The organism is Paenibacillus sp. JCM 9796 (assembly GCF_055379675.1).
The window spans coordinates 1842782-1855648 of record NZ_AP043723.1; the positions used below are offsets into that span (position 1 = coordinate 1842782).

14 protein-coding genes are annotated in these 12867 nt (G+C 49.4%); 4 read left to right on the forward strand and 10 right to left on the reverse strand.

Features of this window, described 5'->3' with window-relative positions; translation table 11 throughout:
* The first annotated feature begins 239 nt into the window (after positions 1-239).
* The 4 genes from ACZ439_RS08915 to ACZ439_RS08930 all read left to right on the forward strand — a co-directional run bounded on the left by ACZ439_RS08915 (position 240) and on the right by ACZ439_RS08930 (position 2276).
* On the forward strand, positions 240-413 hold the full coding sequence (locus ACZ439_RS08915) for a PadR family transcriptional regulator (protein ID WP_201319322.1): 174 nt from the start codon (positions 240-242) through the stop codon (positions 411-413).
* Between the two features lie 277 nt (positions 414-690).
* A complete protein-coding gene (locus ACZ439_RS08920; protein WP_054798030.1) occupies positions 691-1173 on the forward strand; it encodes a hypothetical protein in 483 nt (160 codons plus the stop codon).
* Positions 1110-1322 carry an L-2-amino-thiazoline-4-carboxylic acid hydrolase gene (locus ACZ439_RS08925; RefSeq protein ID WP_155614421.1) on the forward strand — a complete coding sequence of 71 codons (213 nt, stop codon included), beginning with the start codon at positions 1110-1112 and terminating at the stop codon, positions 1320-1322. The genes ACZ439_RS08920 and ACZ439_RS08925 overlap by 64 nt, the downstream gene beginning before the upstream one ends.
* A gap of 825 nt (positions 1323-2147) precedes the next feature.
* A complete protein-coding gene (locus ACZ439_RS08930) occupies positions 2148-2276 on the forward strand; it encodes a hypothetical protein (protein ID WP_464620903.1) in 129 nt (42 codons plus the stop codon).
* Positions 2277-2342: 66 nt separating this feature from the next.
* On the opposite strand, the gene ACZ439_RS08935 is transcribed toward ACZ439_RS08930, so the two are convergent.
* The 10 genes from ACZ439_RS08935 to ACZ439_RS08980 all read right to left on the reverse strand — a co-directional run bounded on the left by ACZ439_RS08935 (position 2343) and on the right by ACZ439_RS08980 (position 12822).
* On the reverse strand, positions 2343-2846 hold the full coding sequence (locus ACZ439_RS08935; RefSeq protein WP_127610819.1) for a DUF1097 domain-containing protein: 504 nt from the start codon (positions 2844-2846) through the stop codon (positions 2343-2345).
* Between the two features lie 43 nt (positions 2847-2889).
* Entirely contained in the window at positions 2890-3930 is a 1041-nt protein-coding gene (locus tag ACZ439_RS08940; RefSeq protein WP_328133195.1) for an amidohydrolase family protein, read from the reverse strand.
* A 216-nt stretch (positions 3931-4146) separates the two neighbouring features.
* Positions 4147-5478 (reverse strand): (Fe-S)-binding protein, encoded by a 1332-nt coding sequence (locus tag ACZ439_RS08945; RefSeq protein WP_464620904.1) that lies wholly within the window; start codon positions 5476-5478, stop codon positions 4147-4149.
* Positions 5475-6887 (reverse strand): glycolate oxidase subunit GlcD, encoded by a 1413-nt coding sequence (gene glcD / locus ACZ439_RS08950; protein ID WP_127610591.1) that lies wholly within the window; start codon positions 6885-6887, stop codon positions 5475-5477. Before glcD ends, ACZ439_RS08945 begins: the two co-directional genes overlap by 4 nt.
* Positions 6888-6962: 75 nt before the next feature.
* Positions 6963-8123, reverse strand: a complete 1161-nt coding sequence (locus ACZ439_RS08955) for a CdaR family transcriptional regulator (protein ID WP_464620905.1) — start codon at positions 8121-8123, stop codon at positions 6963-6965.
* A 110-nt stretch (positions 8124-8233) separates the two neighbouring features.
* A complete protein-coding gene (locus tag ACZ439_RS08960) occupies positions 8234-8806 on the reverse strand; it encodes a DJ-1/PfpI family protein (RefSeq protein WP_127610593.1) in 573 nt (190 codons plus the stop codon).
* 86 nt (positions 8807-8892) lie between these two features.
* Complete coding sequence (locus ACZ439_RS08965) at positions 8893-9609, reverse strand: iron-sulfur cluster assembly protein (protein WP_230876028.1); 717 nt, start codon at positions 9607-9609, stop codon at positions 8893-8895.
* Between the two features lie 38 nt (positions 9610-9647).
* Positions 9648-10688, reverse strand: coding sequence for an amidohydrolase family protein (locus tag ACZ439_RS08970; RefSeq protein ID WP_155614415.1), 1041 nt, complete (start codon positions 10686-10688; stop codon positions 9648-9650).
* A gap of 189 nt (positions 10689-10877) precedes the next feature.
* On the reverse strand, positions 10878-11882 hold the full coding sequence (locus ACZ439_RS08975) for a zinc-binding dehydrogenase (protein WP_127610597.1): 1005 nt from the start codon (positions 11880-11882) through the stop codon (positions 10878-10880).
* Positions 11883-11931: 49 nt separating this feature from the next.
* On the reverse strand, positions 11932-12822 hold the full coding sequence (locus ACZ439_RS08980) for a LysR family transcriptional regulator (protein ID WP_127610599.1): 891 nt from the start codon (positions 12820-12822) through the stop codon (positions 11932-11934).
* Between the last annotated feature and the right edge of the window lie 45 nt (positions 12823-12867).

Sequence of the window (12867 nt, forward strand, 5' to 3'; positions counted from 1 at the left end):
AAATCATGAAATACTTAACACGGCTAAGGGTTAGCACTCCAATCATCAGAGTGCTAATCCTTATTTCTATATAACACATACGAATTTTGGGTGTCAATATGTTGCTGCATGAAGATGGGCCAAAGTTCTTCGAAGCGGTGTTTACCGGGTTATCCATATATTTGTGATTGAACCATTGACACTGCCGCATGATCCGGGCGAACATTCTCTCAGGCTCGATCTATTAAGCGCTGAACAAGATGGAGGAGGAAGGCCTTATTGCGGCTGAGGCGGAAGAGCGTACAGGTGCGCGGCTTCGCAAAATTTACGCGATCACGGATGCTGGAAGAGTCCATTTCAATGAACTGCTGCTTCATTCACTGAGCACCCCTCCTCATTCGGCAAAATCCGACTTTACTTTGGGATTAGCATGAATCCATATGCTCCCTAAGGATGATGCGCTTGCCGTGCTTCGCCATAATTTATCGCAGCTGGAACAGCAGAAGCAGCTTTGGGAATTAGGGAAACGGATCAAGGGAGAGGGACGGACTTTCATCCTTTGTGGAAGCAGGCTTTGATAATGCCATTGAACTGATGGAAGCGGATATCCGCTATATAACAAGGCTCATCGCCTTGCTGCAATTGTGATTTTTTTTCATCCCTTTAGCCAAGGTTGGATATACAAATTAAACTATAGGAGGACGGATTCGAATGTTGATGCAACATGTACTGCGAAGCATCGTTGAGAAGCAATATTTGAAAGGATTAAGTCAAAAGGTAGACCGCAAGCTGGTGCGGCAAATTGAGGAGCTGTACAAGGAGATTGTGAAGACGAATCAGCACTGGGCCATCGATCGACCTTCCGTTTTTAATCTTGCGATATCCTCCCTTGTTCTAGCTTCTTATAAAGTGCTTAAGCCGGTATTGGCGGAGGACCAGTGGCGGAATGTGATTCGGTATGCCTTGATCGAGCGAACACAAGAGAAGCAGCGGTTCTTCATGAGACTGTTCTTAAAGCTGGACCCCAATCCCTTTGCCCGTATCGGGAAGATTTCCAAGACCAACAAATCAAACATTACGGAGAAAATCAATTCACGCATGAAATCGTCGTGGATACAGAGAAGAAATATGTGCTGCGGGTGCATAAATGCTTTTACCATAATTTCTTCCGGGAACATGATGCCGGAGAATTAACCGTGATCTTTTACGGGCTGGATAACATTTGGGGCTATTTGCTGAAACCGGGGAATCCGCACGGCGTTCATTTTGAGAGGCCTGCGATGCTATCCACAGGTCAGCCTGCCTGCTCTTTTGAATTCGAAAAGCTGAACACCAACTATTAAAAAAATGATATAATAGGATGGAGCTAGAGGGGGTAACATAATGATGAACCTGTTCCTATCTGGGCTATTTTTGAAGTAATAAGTCTAGGTGAATTCGGCAACTTTGTTTCTTGTGATAAATCCTTGAACCTGCTGGCATACAGAATATCTCCTTCAATACAATAGCCGACTATTTGATTTTGGTAGTGTACTTGCAAAAAAATTTCAAGACGCCAAAACTCGACTTGTTAAAGGTAGTGTCACGCTTTGAAAGCATTATTAACAACTTTCGAAACCAGATTCCCACTAATGTATACAATCTAATTCTTTACACGGACACAAGAAACAAGATAAATTTACTTAAAGCATTTATCCGCCTTTAGCTTCTTGCATAGTTTGGCTGGGAAGTGTATAGTATATATACGGAATAGCGGTGGATGTCTTCGGACTACACCTAAGGGAATTGGATGAGTCCAATTCCCTTTTCATTTTTTCAAACTGCAATCTCGTTTTTATTAACAATAACTTCCTCTCCACGCTTTACCACTATTTGTGATACGGTTCACAATATACCACTCTGCAACTTTTCTCTGCAATTTCAAGCCGTCTTGGGTCAGCTGTTTCCGAAATACCGTGACATCTTCGCCTGATCGAATACAAAAAGCCGCAAGCCCCCAATTATTGAAGGCCCACGGCTCTCGATACTAACCGTTATCTAATCTCTTGAAGTCTGCGTATTGCAGGCAATGGATTATTGCAAGTCAGAAGCGTGACCCCGCAATCGAGCGCATATGCCACCTGCTCCTCCGTATCGGGGCAATAGCACCAGGGAAGAAGCCCCTTTTCTTGAAAAGCCTTCACTCTATCGGCGGTCAACAAGCGCATCGGGAAGGTGTGCGCACGGAGTTCTTGAACGATTCCGATGAGTTCATGGAAGCGGCGGCAAACTGGATTGAACAGCGCGTTGAACCATAAATAGGGGCTGTTCCCAAAGCCAGGAATATGGCTTGGGACAGCCCCGCGTCTGTAACCAATAACCGATTACGGCTGCCCGGCTACATTTCTATTCGGTTCCGCTTGTACCTTTGGTTTGGCTGTCAGCAGCTCGCTGCCTTTCGCCGAGACGTAGCCTAGAAGGGCGCCCACGATTAACCCAACGGCACTGCCCGTAAAATTTAATCCGGTTCCGAAGTAGGTGGCCGTTCCAAGAAATACGCCCGGGACGTACGATAAAATAGCGGCCTTCGATACCAGACACATGACGCCGGCAACGATGCCTAACGCCACACCTAAGGCGACGGTTGATTCCAAACCTGCGGAAGAGGTGATGACATTCGAAAACTGGATGATCAGGAACCCCCAAACGACACCGCTAAAGTTCGTAATCAACGTCGTTTGCAATCCTTTCCCTCCGCCGCCTGCGGCAAAAAAGCATGCCCATGATACGAAGGCCGCAAACGTAACCCATCCCCACATGATGCTCAAGGAAGTCCACACGCCTGCCAAAACTGCGACCACGACCGCTAATGCGATCCGTGCCGGCATATCATCACCCCATCATCATTCATAATGATGAATCAAATAAGACTTACGCAATTTTATTAGCGCTCGCGATCATCTTCGCCAGTTCACAATGGCGCAGCTTTTCCTTCTGGCTCTCGATGTCGATGTTGTACAATCTGGCCGCATTTTCCCCGAGGATTTTCTTCTTCACCTTCAGATCGAGCGTCGCACCGGTTTCTTTCTGAATATCTTCCGGCAGCTCCATGGCGATGAACTTCTCGATCAGCCAGCCCGGCTCCCATATCGCATAGTCGCTTCCGAACAGAATCCGGTCTTCGCCGATCCAGTACAGCAGCTCGCTGATGATTTCCGCGAAATAGCGGGGACGCGTATGGATGAACGGGAGCGCAACCGCCAAGGCCCCGTACACGTTCTTCTCTTGCGTCGCGATCCAGCAGAAATCCTCCAACCGGGGAAGTCCGACGTGCTCCACGATAAAGTTCAAATCCTGGAAAGCGCTTGCAACATCGTCGATATCGGCGACATCGAACGCATCCCGGTTCAGCGGGGTGATCGTCGGCCCCTTATGCACGTGGATGTTCTTGATCCCAAGCTGGACGCACTTCTCGAGGTAGCGATAAGACCAGTCGTCGGATAATTTATACCCTTTCGAATCCTTGTACCAGTCGGCCGTATACAGCTTGATGCCGGACCACTTGTATTTCTCGTAATCCTTCTCAAGCTGCTCCAGGCCTCGCTCTCCATGGCGCGGATCGAACGTTCCGTTACAGATGAACCGCCCCGGATATTGCTGCGCAAGCGCCTCGTTGGCATCGAAGTCGCCGAAGCCGTTCTTGTAGAACTCTTTCAAATACACCGGCTGGAAGATCGCCATGTCGCTGTACCCTTTGACAAACACATCTTCGATCAACGTGCCTGCCTCATATTTCAGAAATTTGTCCTTCGGCCAGAGATGCTCTTTCGGGCTCAGGTTTTTGTGATAATCGTAAAAACAGCTGATGAACTGATCCCCTTGAACGTTCAATTGGTTCTCCTGGCTGCCGTCCCATAATGCAATGTGCGCGTCGATGATGAAAATTTCTTCTCCGTTCGGTAAGCGATACATAGCCATTCCTCCTTGAAAGGTGTTAGCAAAAGGAAACGCTTACAACAGAACAAAGGCGGAAGTTCTCTTTCGTCCCTTCCACCCTGAAACGCATGAATCGCATGATGTTCGTTCCCAATGCTTACTTACAAGTATAGCTATGGCCATAACCGAATGAAATGTGCATTTATCTAAAAAACAATGCCGAACATTGGATAATTTCTGTAGAAAGAACCATCAGGAAACGCTTGAATTGTCCACCGCTTCGAGCAGCAGGTCGGCCAGATGCACGGCTCTCATTCTCTCCTCCGCTCCCTCGCGAATAATGCCGAGTTTCATCTGCAACAGACAGCCCGGGTTGGCCGTTACGATCGTTTGCGCACGTGCTTTGTTGACCTTTTCCATCTTATAGTCCAGGATTTGCATCGACATTTCTTTCTCCGTTATGTTATAGACCCCGGCCGATCCGCAGCAATGATCCGCCTCTTCCATCTCCTGATAGTGAACGCCTTTAATGGAAGCCAGTAATGTCCGTGGCGCACTGGCTGTGCCCATGACATTCCGCAGATGGCAGGAGTCCTGATACGTAATGACTTGCTCCGGCAGCGAAAGTCCTCTTTCGGCAAATTGAAGCTCAACAAGAATCTCGGAAAAATCCCTCACTTTGCGGGCAAATGCTTCGGCTCGATCTCTCCACTGCTCTTCATCCTTCAACAAGTGGTCATATTCAACCAATAAGGCGCCGCACCCGCCCGCATTCAACACGATATAATCGACATCCAGCGATTCGAAGGCCACGATGTTGGCCTTGGCTAACTGCTTGGCCATATCTTTCTCTCCGCCGTGTGCGTGCAAGGCGCCGCAGCAGCCTTGGCCGGGAGGAATCACGATATCGCAGCCTGCCTTCTGAAGCAGCTTCATCGTGGCATCGTTCGTCTCCATAAACATCGTATCCATCAGACAACCGGAGAAGAAAGCGACCTTCTTCCTTGCTTGTCCTTCGGCAGGGATATGGGTAGGACGGTTGCTCAACGCGCTGACGCTGGCAATCGGCGGTAGCGTTCGTTCAAGCTCCGCGATATTCCCAGGCATTATTCGTAACAATCTGCTTTTTTGAACGACGCGCTGCAGACCGCTCTTTTGATAAAACCTAAGAAAATAATGCAGGCGTTTGAGCCGGTCTTTGCGCGGGAACAATTGTTTAAACACAAGCCCCCGTATCACCTTCACGTGCATGCTATGCTTTTTCTTTTGTTGAATCACGTCCCGGGCTTCCTCAAGCAGATGACCGTATTTCACGCCGGACGGACAAACCGGCTCGCAAGCCCGGCAGCCGAGGCAGAGGTTCAGCTGCTTCTCCACATCATCGTCCGGTTCAATGACCCCGTCGACAACCCCCTTCATTAGCGCGATCCGGCCGCGCGGAGACGCCGCTTCATATTGATCGGTTTGGCCATAGGTCGGACACGTCGGCAGGCAGAAGCCGCATCTCATACAATTCATTAGCTCGTCGTAATCCAGCCGTTCTTTAAAGCCCTGTCGAATCTCACTCTGCACCTGCTGATTCATCCGTTAATCACCACTCTTTTGCGGGCATCTCTTGCGAACATTTTTCCGGGATTCATGATTCCGTTCGGATCAAAAGCTTGTTTGATCGCCTTCATCGCTGCTACGCCTTCCTCTCCAACCTTTAACGATAAATAAGGCAGCTTCATCTCGCCAACCCCGTGCTCTCCGGTAATGGTACCCCCCAGCTCGATCGCTTTCCGGAAAATTTCATCGAACGCTTGTTCGACCAGGTGCATCTCTTCCTTGTTTCTTCCATCCGTCAGGCAGGTGGGGTGCAAGTTTCCGTCACCGGCATGACCGAATGTACAGATCGTTACCTGATACTTTTCTGCAATCTGATTAATGGCACGCACCATTTCGCTAATTTTCGATCGAGGGACCGTCGCATCCTCCAGAATCGTCGTAGGCCTCAGCCGCGCAAGCGCGGATAACGCCGCCCGCCTTGCCGTACTTAATGCCTCGGCTTCCGTCTTCGACTGGGCGATCTTCACGGATCTCGCATGTCCGTCCTTGCAAATTTGAGCGATTCGTTCCATGTCCCTTTCCACGACTTCAGGCGGTCCGTCCTGCTCAATGAGCAGCACCGCATTCACATCGGTCGGTAAACCGACCTTGGCGAAATCCTCGACGACTTTACACGTAGGCTGATCAAGAAATTCGAGCGTGGCCGGGATAATCCGGTTTGAAATAATCGCCGACACCGTACTGGCCGCTGCGTCGAGATCTTCAAAAAGCGCCAGCATCGTTTTTTTCGTTTCCGGAATGGGAATGAGCTTTAGCGTCGCTTCCGTTACGACGCCTAGCGTCCCCTCGGAGCCGACAAACAGCTTCGTTAGATCATATCCTGCCACATCCTTGGGCGATTTCCCGCCCGTTCGCATACAATCTCCGTTCGGCAGAACGATTTCCAGCCCAAGGACATAGTCCTTCGTGACGCCGTATTTTAAACCTCTAAGCCCTCCCGAGCATTCATTAATGTTGCCGCCGATGGTTGAGATTTTCATCGAGCTTGGGTCCGGGGGATAAAATAAGCCCCTTGCCTCCACGGCTTCGATTAATTTCTTCGTAATGACGCCCGGTTGAACCGTAACGGTCAAATTCTCTTCGTCAATCTCCAAAATTCGATTCATATGATTGAACACAAGGACAATGCCGCCTTGGGTTGGACATGTACCGGCACTTAAATTGGTGCCGGAGCCTCTTGGAACAATCGGAATTGTATGCTGATTGCATATTTTTAATACCGCCTGGATTTGTTCCCTGTTCTTAGGCATGATGACGGCGTCAGGGAGCGCCTGGTAGTTCGGCGTCGCATCATACGAATAAGATAGTTTCGCTTCATTCGAGTCATGATACTGGGCGCTTCCGACAATTTCTATAAGCTGACTTCTGATCGCTTCCGTAATCACGAGAAGTCCCCCTTTCGTTATCACCATTATAGAAATTGCCCGTTGAAATAACTATGTGCGAACATACAAAGATTTTCAATTCGGATCCTGATTTATTGAATGATTATCCAATTTTAATAAAGAAAGTGCGATTAAAAATAACGTAATGCCTTCCGGACATTTGGGATTAATGCCCGTAAGCTCTTTGATCTGGTTTAGGCGGTAGTGAAGCGTATTGATGTGAATATGAAGCGCATCGGCGCTATCTTTAATGGACAATTGATGCTTATAATAAATATGGATCGTCTCAAGAAGCTCTTGATCCGATTGAATTTCCGATAAAATCCGGTCGATAAACTCTTGCCTCGTTTTTGCGCTGATCTCCTCTAACACGATATCGAGCAATAAATTTTCATAATAAACGATTTCATGATGCTTTTGAGCCACCTTCAACGCTTTCTTCGCTTCGTTGTACGTATGATTCATTTTGAAAGGCTCGAAGGTCTTGCCCACGCCGACGGCTAAATTAATGCCGTAATGCTTTTTAAAATATTGATGCCATTTTGCCAATTCCCGGGAAAGCTTTGTTGGCGAATTATTATTTTTGGCATTTTTGATCAGAATGAATTGGCCGTTGCCCCAACGAATGAAAAAATCGGTCGGATCGCGTTCAAAACTTCTTTGAAAAAAGTCGGTCATCAGCGACTGCGCTTCTCGCAGCACCTCGTCGCGGTGATGGACATCCACTTGGAAAAGGACGCAAATATACGGAATCTCAACGGAAACCCCCAGGATTTGGCCTCGGTCGATAAACTCCTGATCCACGTCCTGGATATGAATCCACTCGTAAAAAAAGGCTTCAAGCCCCCTTGTTTCCCACTCCTCCTTCTCTTTCTGCTGGGCCTCTCTAATAATGAGCTCGGTCATTCTCCGAAGCAGCTCCGCGTAAGGCTCAACAACAGAAGGAGTACCTGTGATGCCAATGACGCCTATCACCTTTTTGTTGTAATAAATCGGCAAATTGATTCCCGGCTTCACCCCTTTTAACCGCTTCGCATCCTCATCGGAAATGTACAGCTTATGACCCGACTTCATGACAATCGTCGCACCTTCATGAAAAGAGCCAATTCGGTTTTTGTCCGTTGATGCGATAATGATCCCCTGACCGCCTACAACAATCAGCTGCTCGGTCATGACCGATTCCACTTCATGGATAATCTTCTTGGCTAATTCCGGTAATAATTGCAGACGAATCACCCAACCTTCTCAAAAGTGATAAATGGGAAAAACCAGCGCACTCCGGTGTCAAGCCAGAGTGCACTGGTTCCAGGTCAGCAATCACGTGTAACCAGCTGCTCGAACAACGATTACACCGTTACTTTCTCGTTCACATTCAACAGATTGAGGAATTCTCTCATAAATCCCGGCAGATCCGGCCATGCATGACCCGTTACCAGGTTGCCGTCAACGACAAGCATCTGCTCGACATAATGGGCTCCCGCCGCTTCCACTTCCGGACGGCAGCAAGTATAAGCGGTCATCGAGCGGCCTTGAATATGCTCGCGCACGGTCGTCAACACCAGTTGACCGTGGCAAATGACGCCCATCGGCTTGTTCTCCTGCAGGAAATGGGCCGTAATTTCTTGTACTTTTTTGTTCATGCGGATGTATTCCGGCGCGCGTCCGCCCGGGATAATCAGCGCATCGAAATCGGCTGCGTTAATGTCGTCGACGGAAGCATGCGAATCGATTTTATAGGCGACCAATTCCGTGAAGGTTTCCATTTGCGGAAGGAAATCGTGACAAACCGTTTGAAGCTTCTTTTTCGTAGGCGAAGCAATCGTCACGTCGATTTGCTCCTCCAACAAGCGATAGTAGGGATAGAAAACTTCCAGGCAATCTACGGCATCACCAGTTAGAATAAGCACCTTTTTACTCATCTTCATCACCGATCCTTTTGAATGTGTTTTGTTTATGATGATCAAGAATGTATGAACATTCCCGATAGCATATGGAACTGCACTGCTTATGACATCTCCGTGCCTGTGGCTTCCAAATCGTAACGGGCCTCTAGCAGACCGCGGCAATAGTGGCCGTTAAATTCCATGCTTAATCTTGTCCTTTTGGCGCCCAATAAGTAATCCGAGAATCCTTCCAGTGTCAAAGCATCCCCTTCCGGAGTTGTAAACGCCTGAACGCCGGAATGGTGGAGCTGCGCTTTCTTCTCCAAATATCCCTCTCGCATGCCGCTTCCCTCTTCCGAGAGCGGGAGCTCATGCAGCTGCTCCAAAGTCATCGCAAGGATCGCTTCATTCGACCAGCCTGCAGCCAATAAATGCTTGATCAGCTTTTCCTCCCGGGCATAGAACGCTTTGATTTGGAATGTCCTCCGAAGCTCGTCAAGATCTCCATCGGACGCCCCGAACTGACTCGTGGATTCGCTGAAGCGCTTCCCCTTCGAAACCCCTTGATTGATTTCGTCGGAAGCACAGTGGTCGATCAAATTTACTTTGACCTCCCGGACCCATTCCAATCGGGAGACACAGGTCCGGATATCTTCCGCCATGATGAAAGCGAAGTTGGGGGAGCACCAATAGGTCGGCAAACGGAATACGACTTCCACTTGATCGTCATGGATCTTCGTATGATCGATAAACCCCAATTCGGTTAAGGGCTGATCAAGCTCCGGATCATATACCTTATCGAGCTGCTTGTATACCTGCTGTTCCTTGGTCATCAACATAGCATGCACCTCCTGTGAGTGAGCTGTTGTAAAGAAGCTTACGCGATTTTATTAGCGCTCGCGATCGTCTTCGCCAGTTCGCAATGGCGCAGTTTCTCCTTCTGGCTCTCGATGTCGATGTTGTACAATCTGGCCGCATTTTCCCCGAGGATTTTCTTCTTCACCTTCAGATCGAGCGTCGCGCCGGTTTCTTTCTGAATATCTTCCGGCAGCTCCATGGCGATGAACTTCTCGATCAGCCAGCCCGGCTCCCATATCGCATAGTCGCTTCCGAACAGAATCCGGTCTTCGCCGATCCAGTACAGCAGCTCGCTGATGATTTCCGCGAAATAGCGGGGACGCGTATGGATGAACGGGATCGCAACCGCCAAGGCCCCGTACACGTTCTTCTCTTGCGTCGCGATCCAGCAGAAGTCTTCCAACCGGGGAAGTCCGACGTGCTCCACGATAAAGTTCAAATCCTGGAAGGCGCTTGCAACATCGTCGATATCGGCGACATCGAACGCATCCCGGTTCAGCGGGGTGATCGTCGGCCCCTTATGCACGTGGATGTTCTTGATCCCAAGCTGGACGCACTTCTCGAGGTAGCGATAAGACCAGTCGTCGGATAATTTATACCCTTTCGAATCCTTGTACCAGTCGGCCGTATACAGCTTGATGCCGGACCACTTGTATTTCTCGTAATCCTTCTCGAGCTGCTCCAGGCCGCGCTCTCCATGGCGCGGATCGAACGTTCCGTTACAGATGAACCGCCCCGGATATTGCTGCGCAAGCGCCTCGTTGGCATCGAAGTCGCCGAAGCCGTTCTTGTAGAACTCTTTCAAATACACCGGCTGGAAGATCGCCATGTCGCTGTACCCTTTGACAAACACATCTTCGATCAACGTGCCTGCCTCATATTTCAGAAATTTGTCCTTCGGCCAAAGATGCTCTTTCGGGCTCAGGTTTTTGTGATAATCGTAAAAACAACTGATGAACTGATCCCCTTGAACGTTCAATTGGTTCTCTTGACTGCCATCCCATAATGCAATGTGCGCGTCGATGATGAAAATTTCTTCTCCGTTCGGTAAGCGATACATGGCCATTCCTCCTTGAGATTCGTTGTTCAAAAAGAGTGAAATCGACAAAGGGAAACGCTTACAGCCTGACTGTGATTTGAAGTATACAGCCTCAATACGAAGAAAGAAATATATTTTCATATAACAAATTTACCATAACAGGCTATATTTTTTGTATGTTCATACAAATGAAGGAAAAACCAAGCCCGTCTATTGGCCGCCGAAACCTATATAAAATCCGATTTTGCCTAATTGCGCCGCGCGCTCCATCCGCTCGAACGCCTGCGCATATTGCTCTAACGGTACGACCCGATCCAGCACGGGTTTGATTTGATGGGATTCAATAAACTTGATCATATCCCGGTACTCTTCTCCGCTTCCCAGCGTCGTCCCCAGCAAATTATGATGTCCATAGAAGAAGTCGCGCAAGTTGAGTTGGACGACATCTCCCGCAGAAGCTCCGAACGTCACTATGGTGCCTCCCAGGCGCAGCCGTTCAAGCGACTTGTGAAACGTCGCCGCGCCGACGCTTTCAATGACGACATCCACCTTCGCTCCGTCAAGCGCCGCGCCCCAATCTTCATGGCTGTCGATCGCCCGGTCGGCGCCGTATTCCAGGGCTTTCCTGCATTTCTCCTGCGAGCGGGAGGTTACATACACGGTAGCGCCCGCCGCTTTAGCAAATTGAAGTAGAAACGTGGCGGCCCCGCCGCCGATACCCGGGATCAGCACCTTCATGCCGGGCTGGATACGGGCTCTCGTAAACAATGCGCGATACGCTGTGAGCGCAGCCAATGACAGCACGCCGGCTTCTTCCCATGTTAAAAATCGAGGTTTAGGGGCGACATTGTCGCCGGGCACGATGACCTTCTCCGCAAAGGTGCCGTGCGTCGGCAAGCCGAGAATTTCAAAGCCCTCGGGAGGCGCATCGCTGTTTACCTTCCATCCGAGACCCGGGTTAATCATCACCTCGTCACCGGCTTGGACATGCGTCACGCCTTCGCCGACGGCATCGATAATACCGGCGCCGTCTGAACCGATAATGAGCGGCGGATCTGTCGGCTTATGACGTTCCAGGACAAAAAGATCCCGATGGTTCAGCCCCGCCGTTCTTATTGTGACCCTTACTTCTCCCGCCTTGGGCTGCAGCTCTTCCATCTCCCGAATGGATAAACCTTCCAACCCGTTCTTCCCTTCATGAACTAGCGCTTTCATCCAATCACTCCTTTTTCGAGTCTTATGTTTACAAAAAATGTATGGAAAATCAAGTGGGCTCGGCAAATATTTGTTTCGTGAACGCGATCCATTCTCTTGCGGCCAACGATTGATACCCTTCCCGTCTCCAGGCCATCACGGGCTGCCACGGAATTTCCGGACTGACCAGGGAAATCGCTTTCACTTTATTCGGATCTAATAATCGGCAAATGGTGCCCGGTAGAAACGCGATGCCGAGGTCGGCTCTTACCATCTCCCTGATTAAATCCCACTGGGAGCTTTCGGATACGATGCGGGGAACGAAGCCCGCCGAACGGCATGCGTTCTTGATCCGGTCATGCATGGCGAAATGGCTGTTAAAAAATATAAACCGCTCCAGTTCCAGTTCGGCCAGCTCGATTCGCTCCCGGTCCGCTAACCGGTGTGCGGGATGCATCACGACCTTTAACTGATCCCTCACGATCGGAAATGAATCGAATACCGCCTGATCGACCGGCCATAACAATATGCCTACGTCCAGCAAGCCTTCTTCGATGCTTCTCTCGATCTTGCTCGCGCCGTCCTCGACCATCTTCATCGTGATCCCCGGGTAACGATCCTGGAATTTTTTAATCACGTCCGGGAAGAAACTCGATCCGGCCATGGGCGGTAAGCCGATTCGAATGCTGCCCTTGTTCAAGAAGGTCAGGTCATTGATTTCCGTTTTTAAACTTTCGAACATTTGCAGAATCGGACCGGAATGCTGCAAGATCGCTTCGCCCACATCCGTCAATTGGATCTGTCTTCCGCTCCGGACAAAGATGTCCGCATTCAATTCTTTCTCTAAATTTTGGATCATTTTGCTTATGGTCGGTTGCGTAACATTCAGATTTTCTGCGGCTCTGGTAAAGTTGTTGCACCGCACGATTTCTGCGATGTATTGCAAGTGACGCAACTCCATCGGCATCCCCCTTTTTCAACCATAAATAAATGGAATGAATTTGAT

Coding starts and splice junctions, on each gene's coding strand:
- ACZ439_RS08960 (WP_127610593.1), bottom strand. CDS start 8,806: ATGAGTAAAAAGGTGCTTATTCTAACTGGTGATGCCGTAGATTGCCTG.
- ACZ439_RS08980 (WP_127610599.1), bottom strand. CDS start 12,822: ATGGAGTTGCGTCACTTGCAATACATCGCAGAAATCGTGCGGTGCAAC.
- ACZ439_RS08920 (WP_054798030.1), top strand. CDS start 691: ATGTTGATGCAACATGTACTGCGAAGCATCGTTGAGAAGCAATATTTG.
- ACZ439_RS08975 (WP_127610597.1), bottom strand. CDS start 11,882: ATGAAAGCGCTAGTTCATGAAGGGAAGAACGGGTTGGAAGGTTTATCC.
- ACZ439_RS08970 (WP_155614415.1), bottom strand. CDS start 10,688: ATGTATCGCTTACCGAACGGAGAAGAAATTTTCATCATCGACGCGCAC.
- ACZ439_RS08940 (WP_328133195.1), bottom strand. CDS start 3,930: ATGTATCGCTTACCGAACGGAGAAGAAATTTTCATCATCGACGCGCAC.
- ACZ439_RS08945 (WP_464620904.1), bottom strand. CDS start 5,478: ATGAATCAGCAGGTGCAGAGTGAGATTCGACAGGGCTTTAAAGAACGG.
- ACZ439_RS08915 (WP_201319322.1), top strand. CDS start 240: ATGGAGGAGGAAGGCCTTATTGCGGCTGAGGCGGAAGAGCGTACAGGT.
- ACZ439_RS08935 (WP_127610819.1), bottom strand. CDS start 2,846: ATGCCGGCACGGATCGCATTAGCGGTCGTGGTCGCAGTTTTGGCAGGC.
- ACZ439_RS08965 (WP_230876028.1), bottom strand. CDS start 9,609: ATGTTGATGACCAAGGAACAGCAGGTATACAAGCAGCTCGATAAGGTA.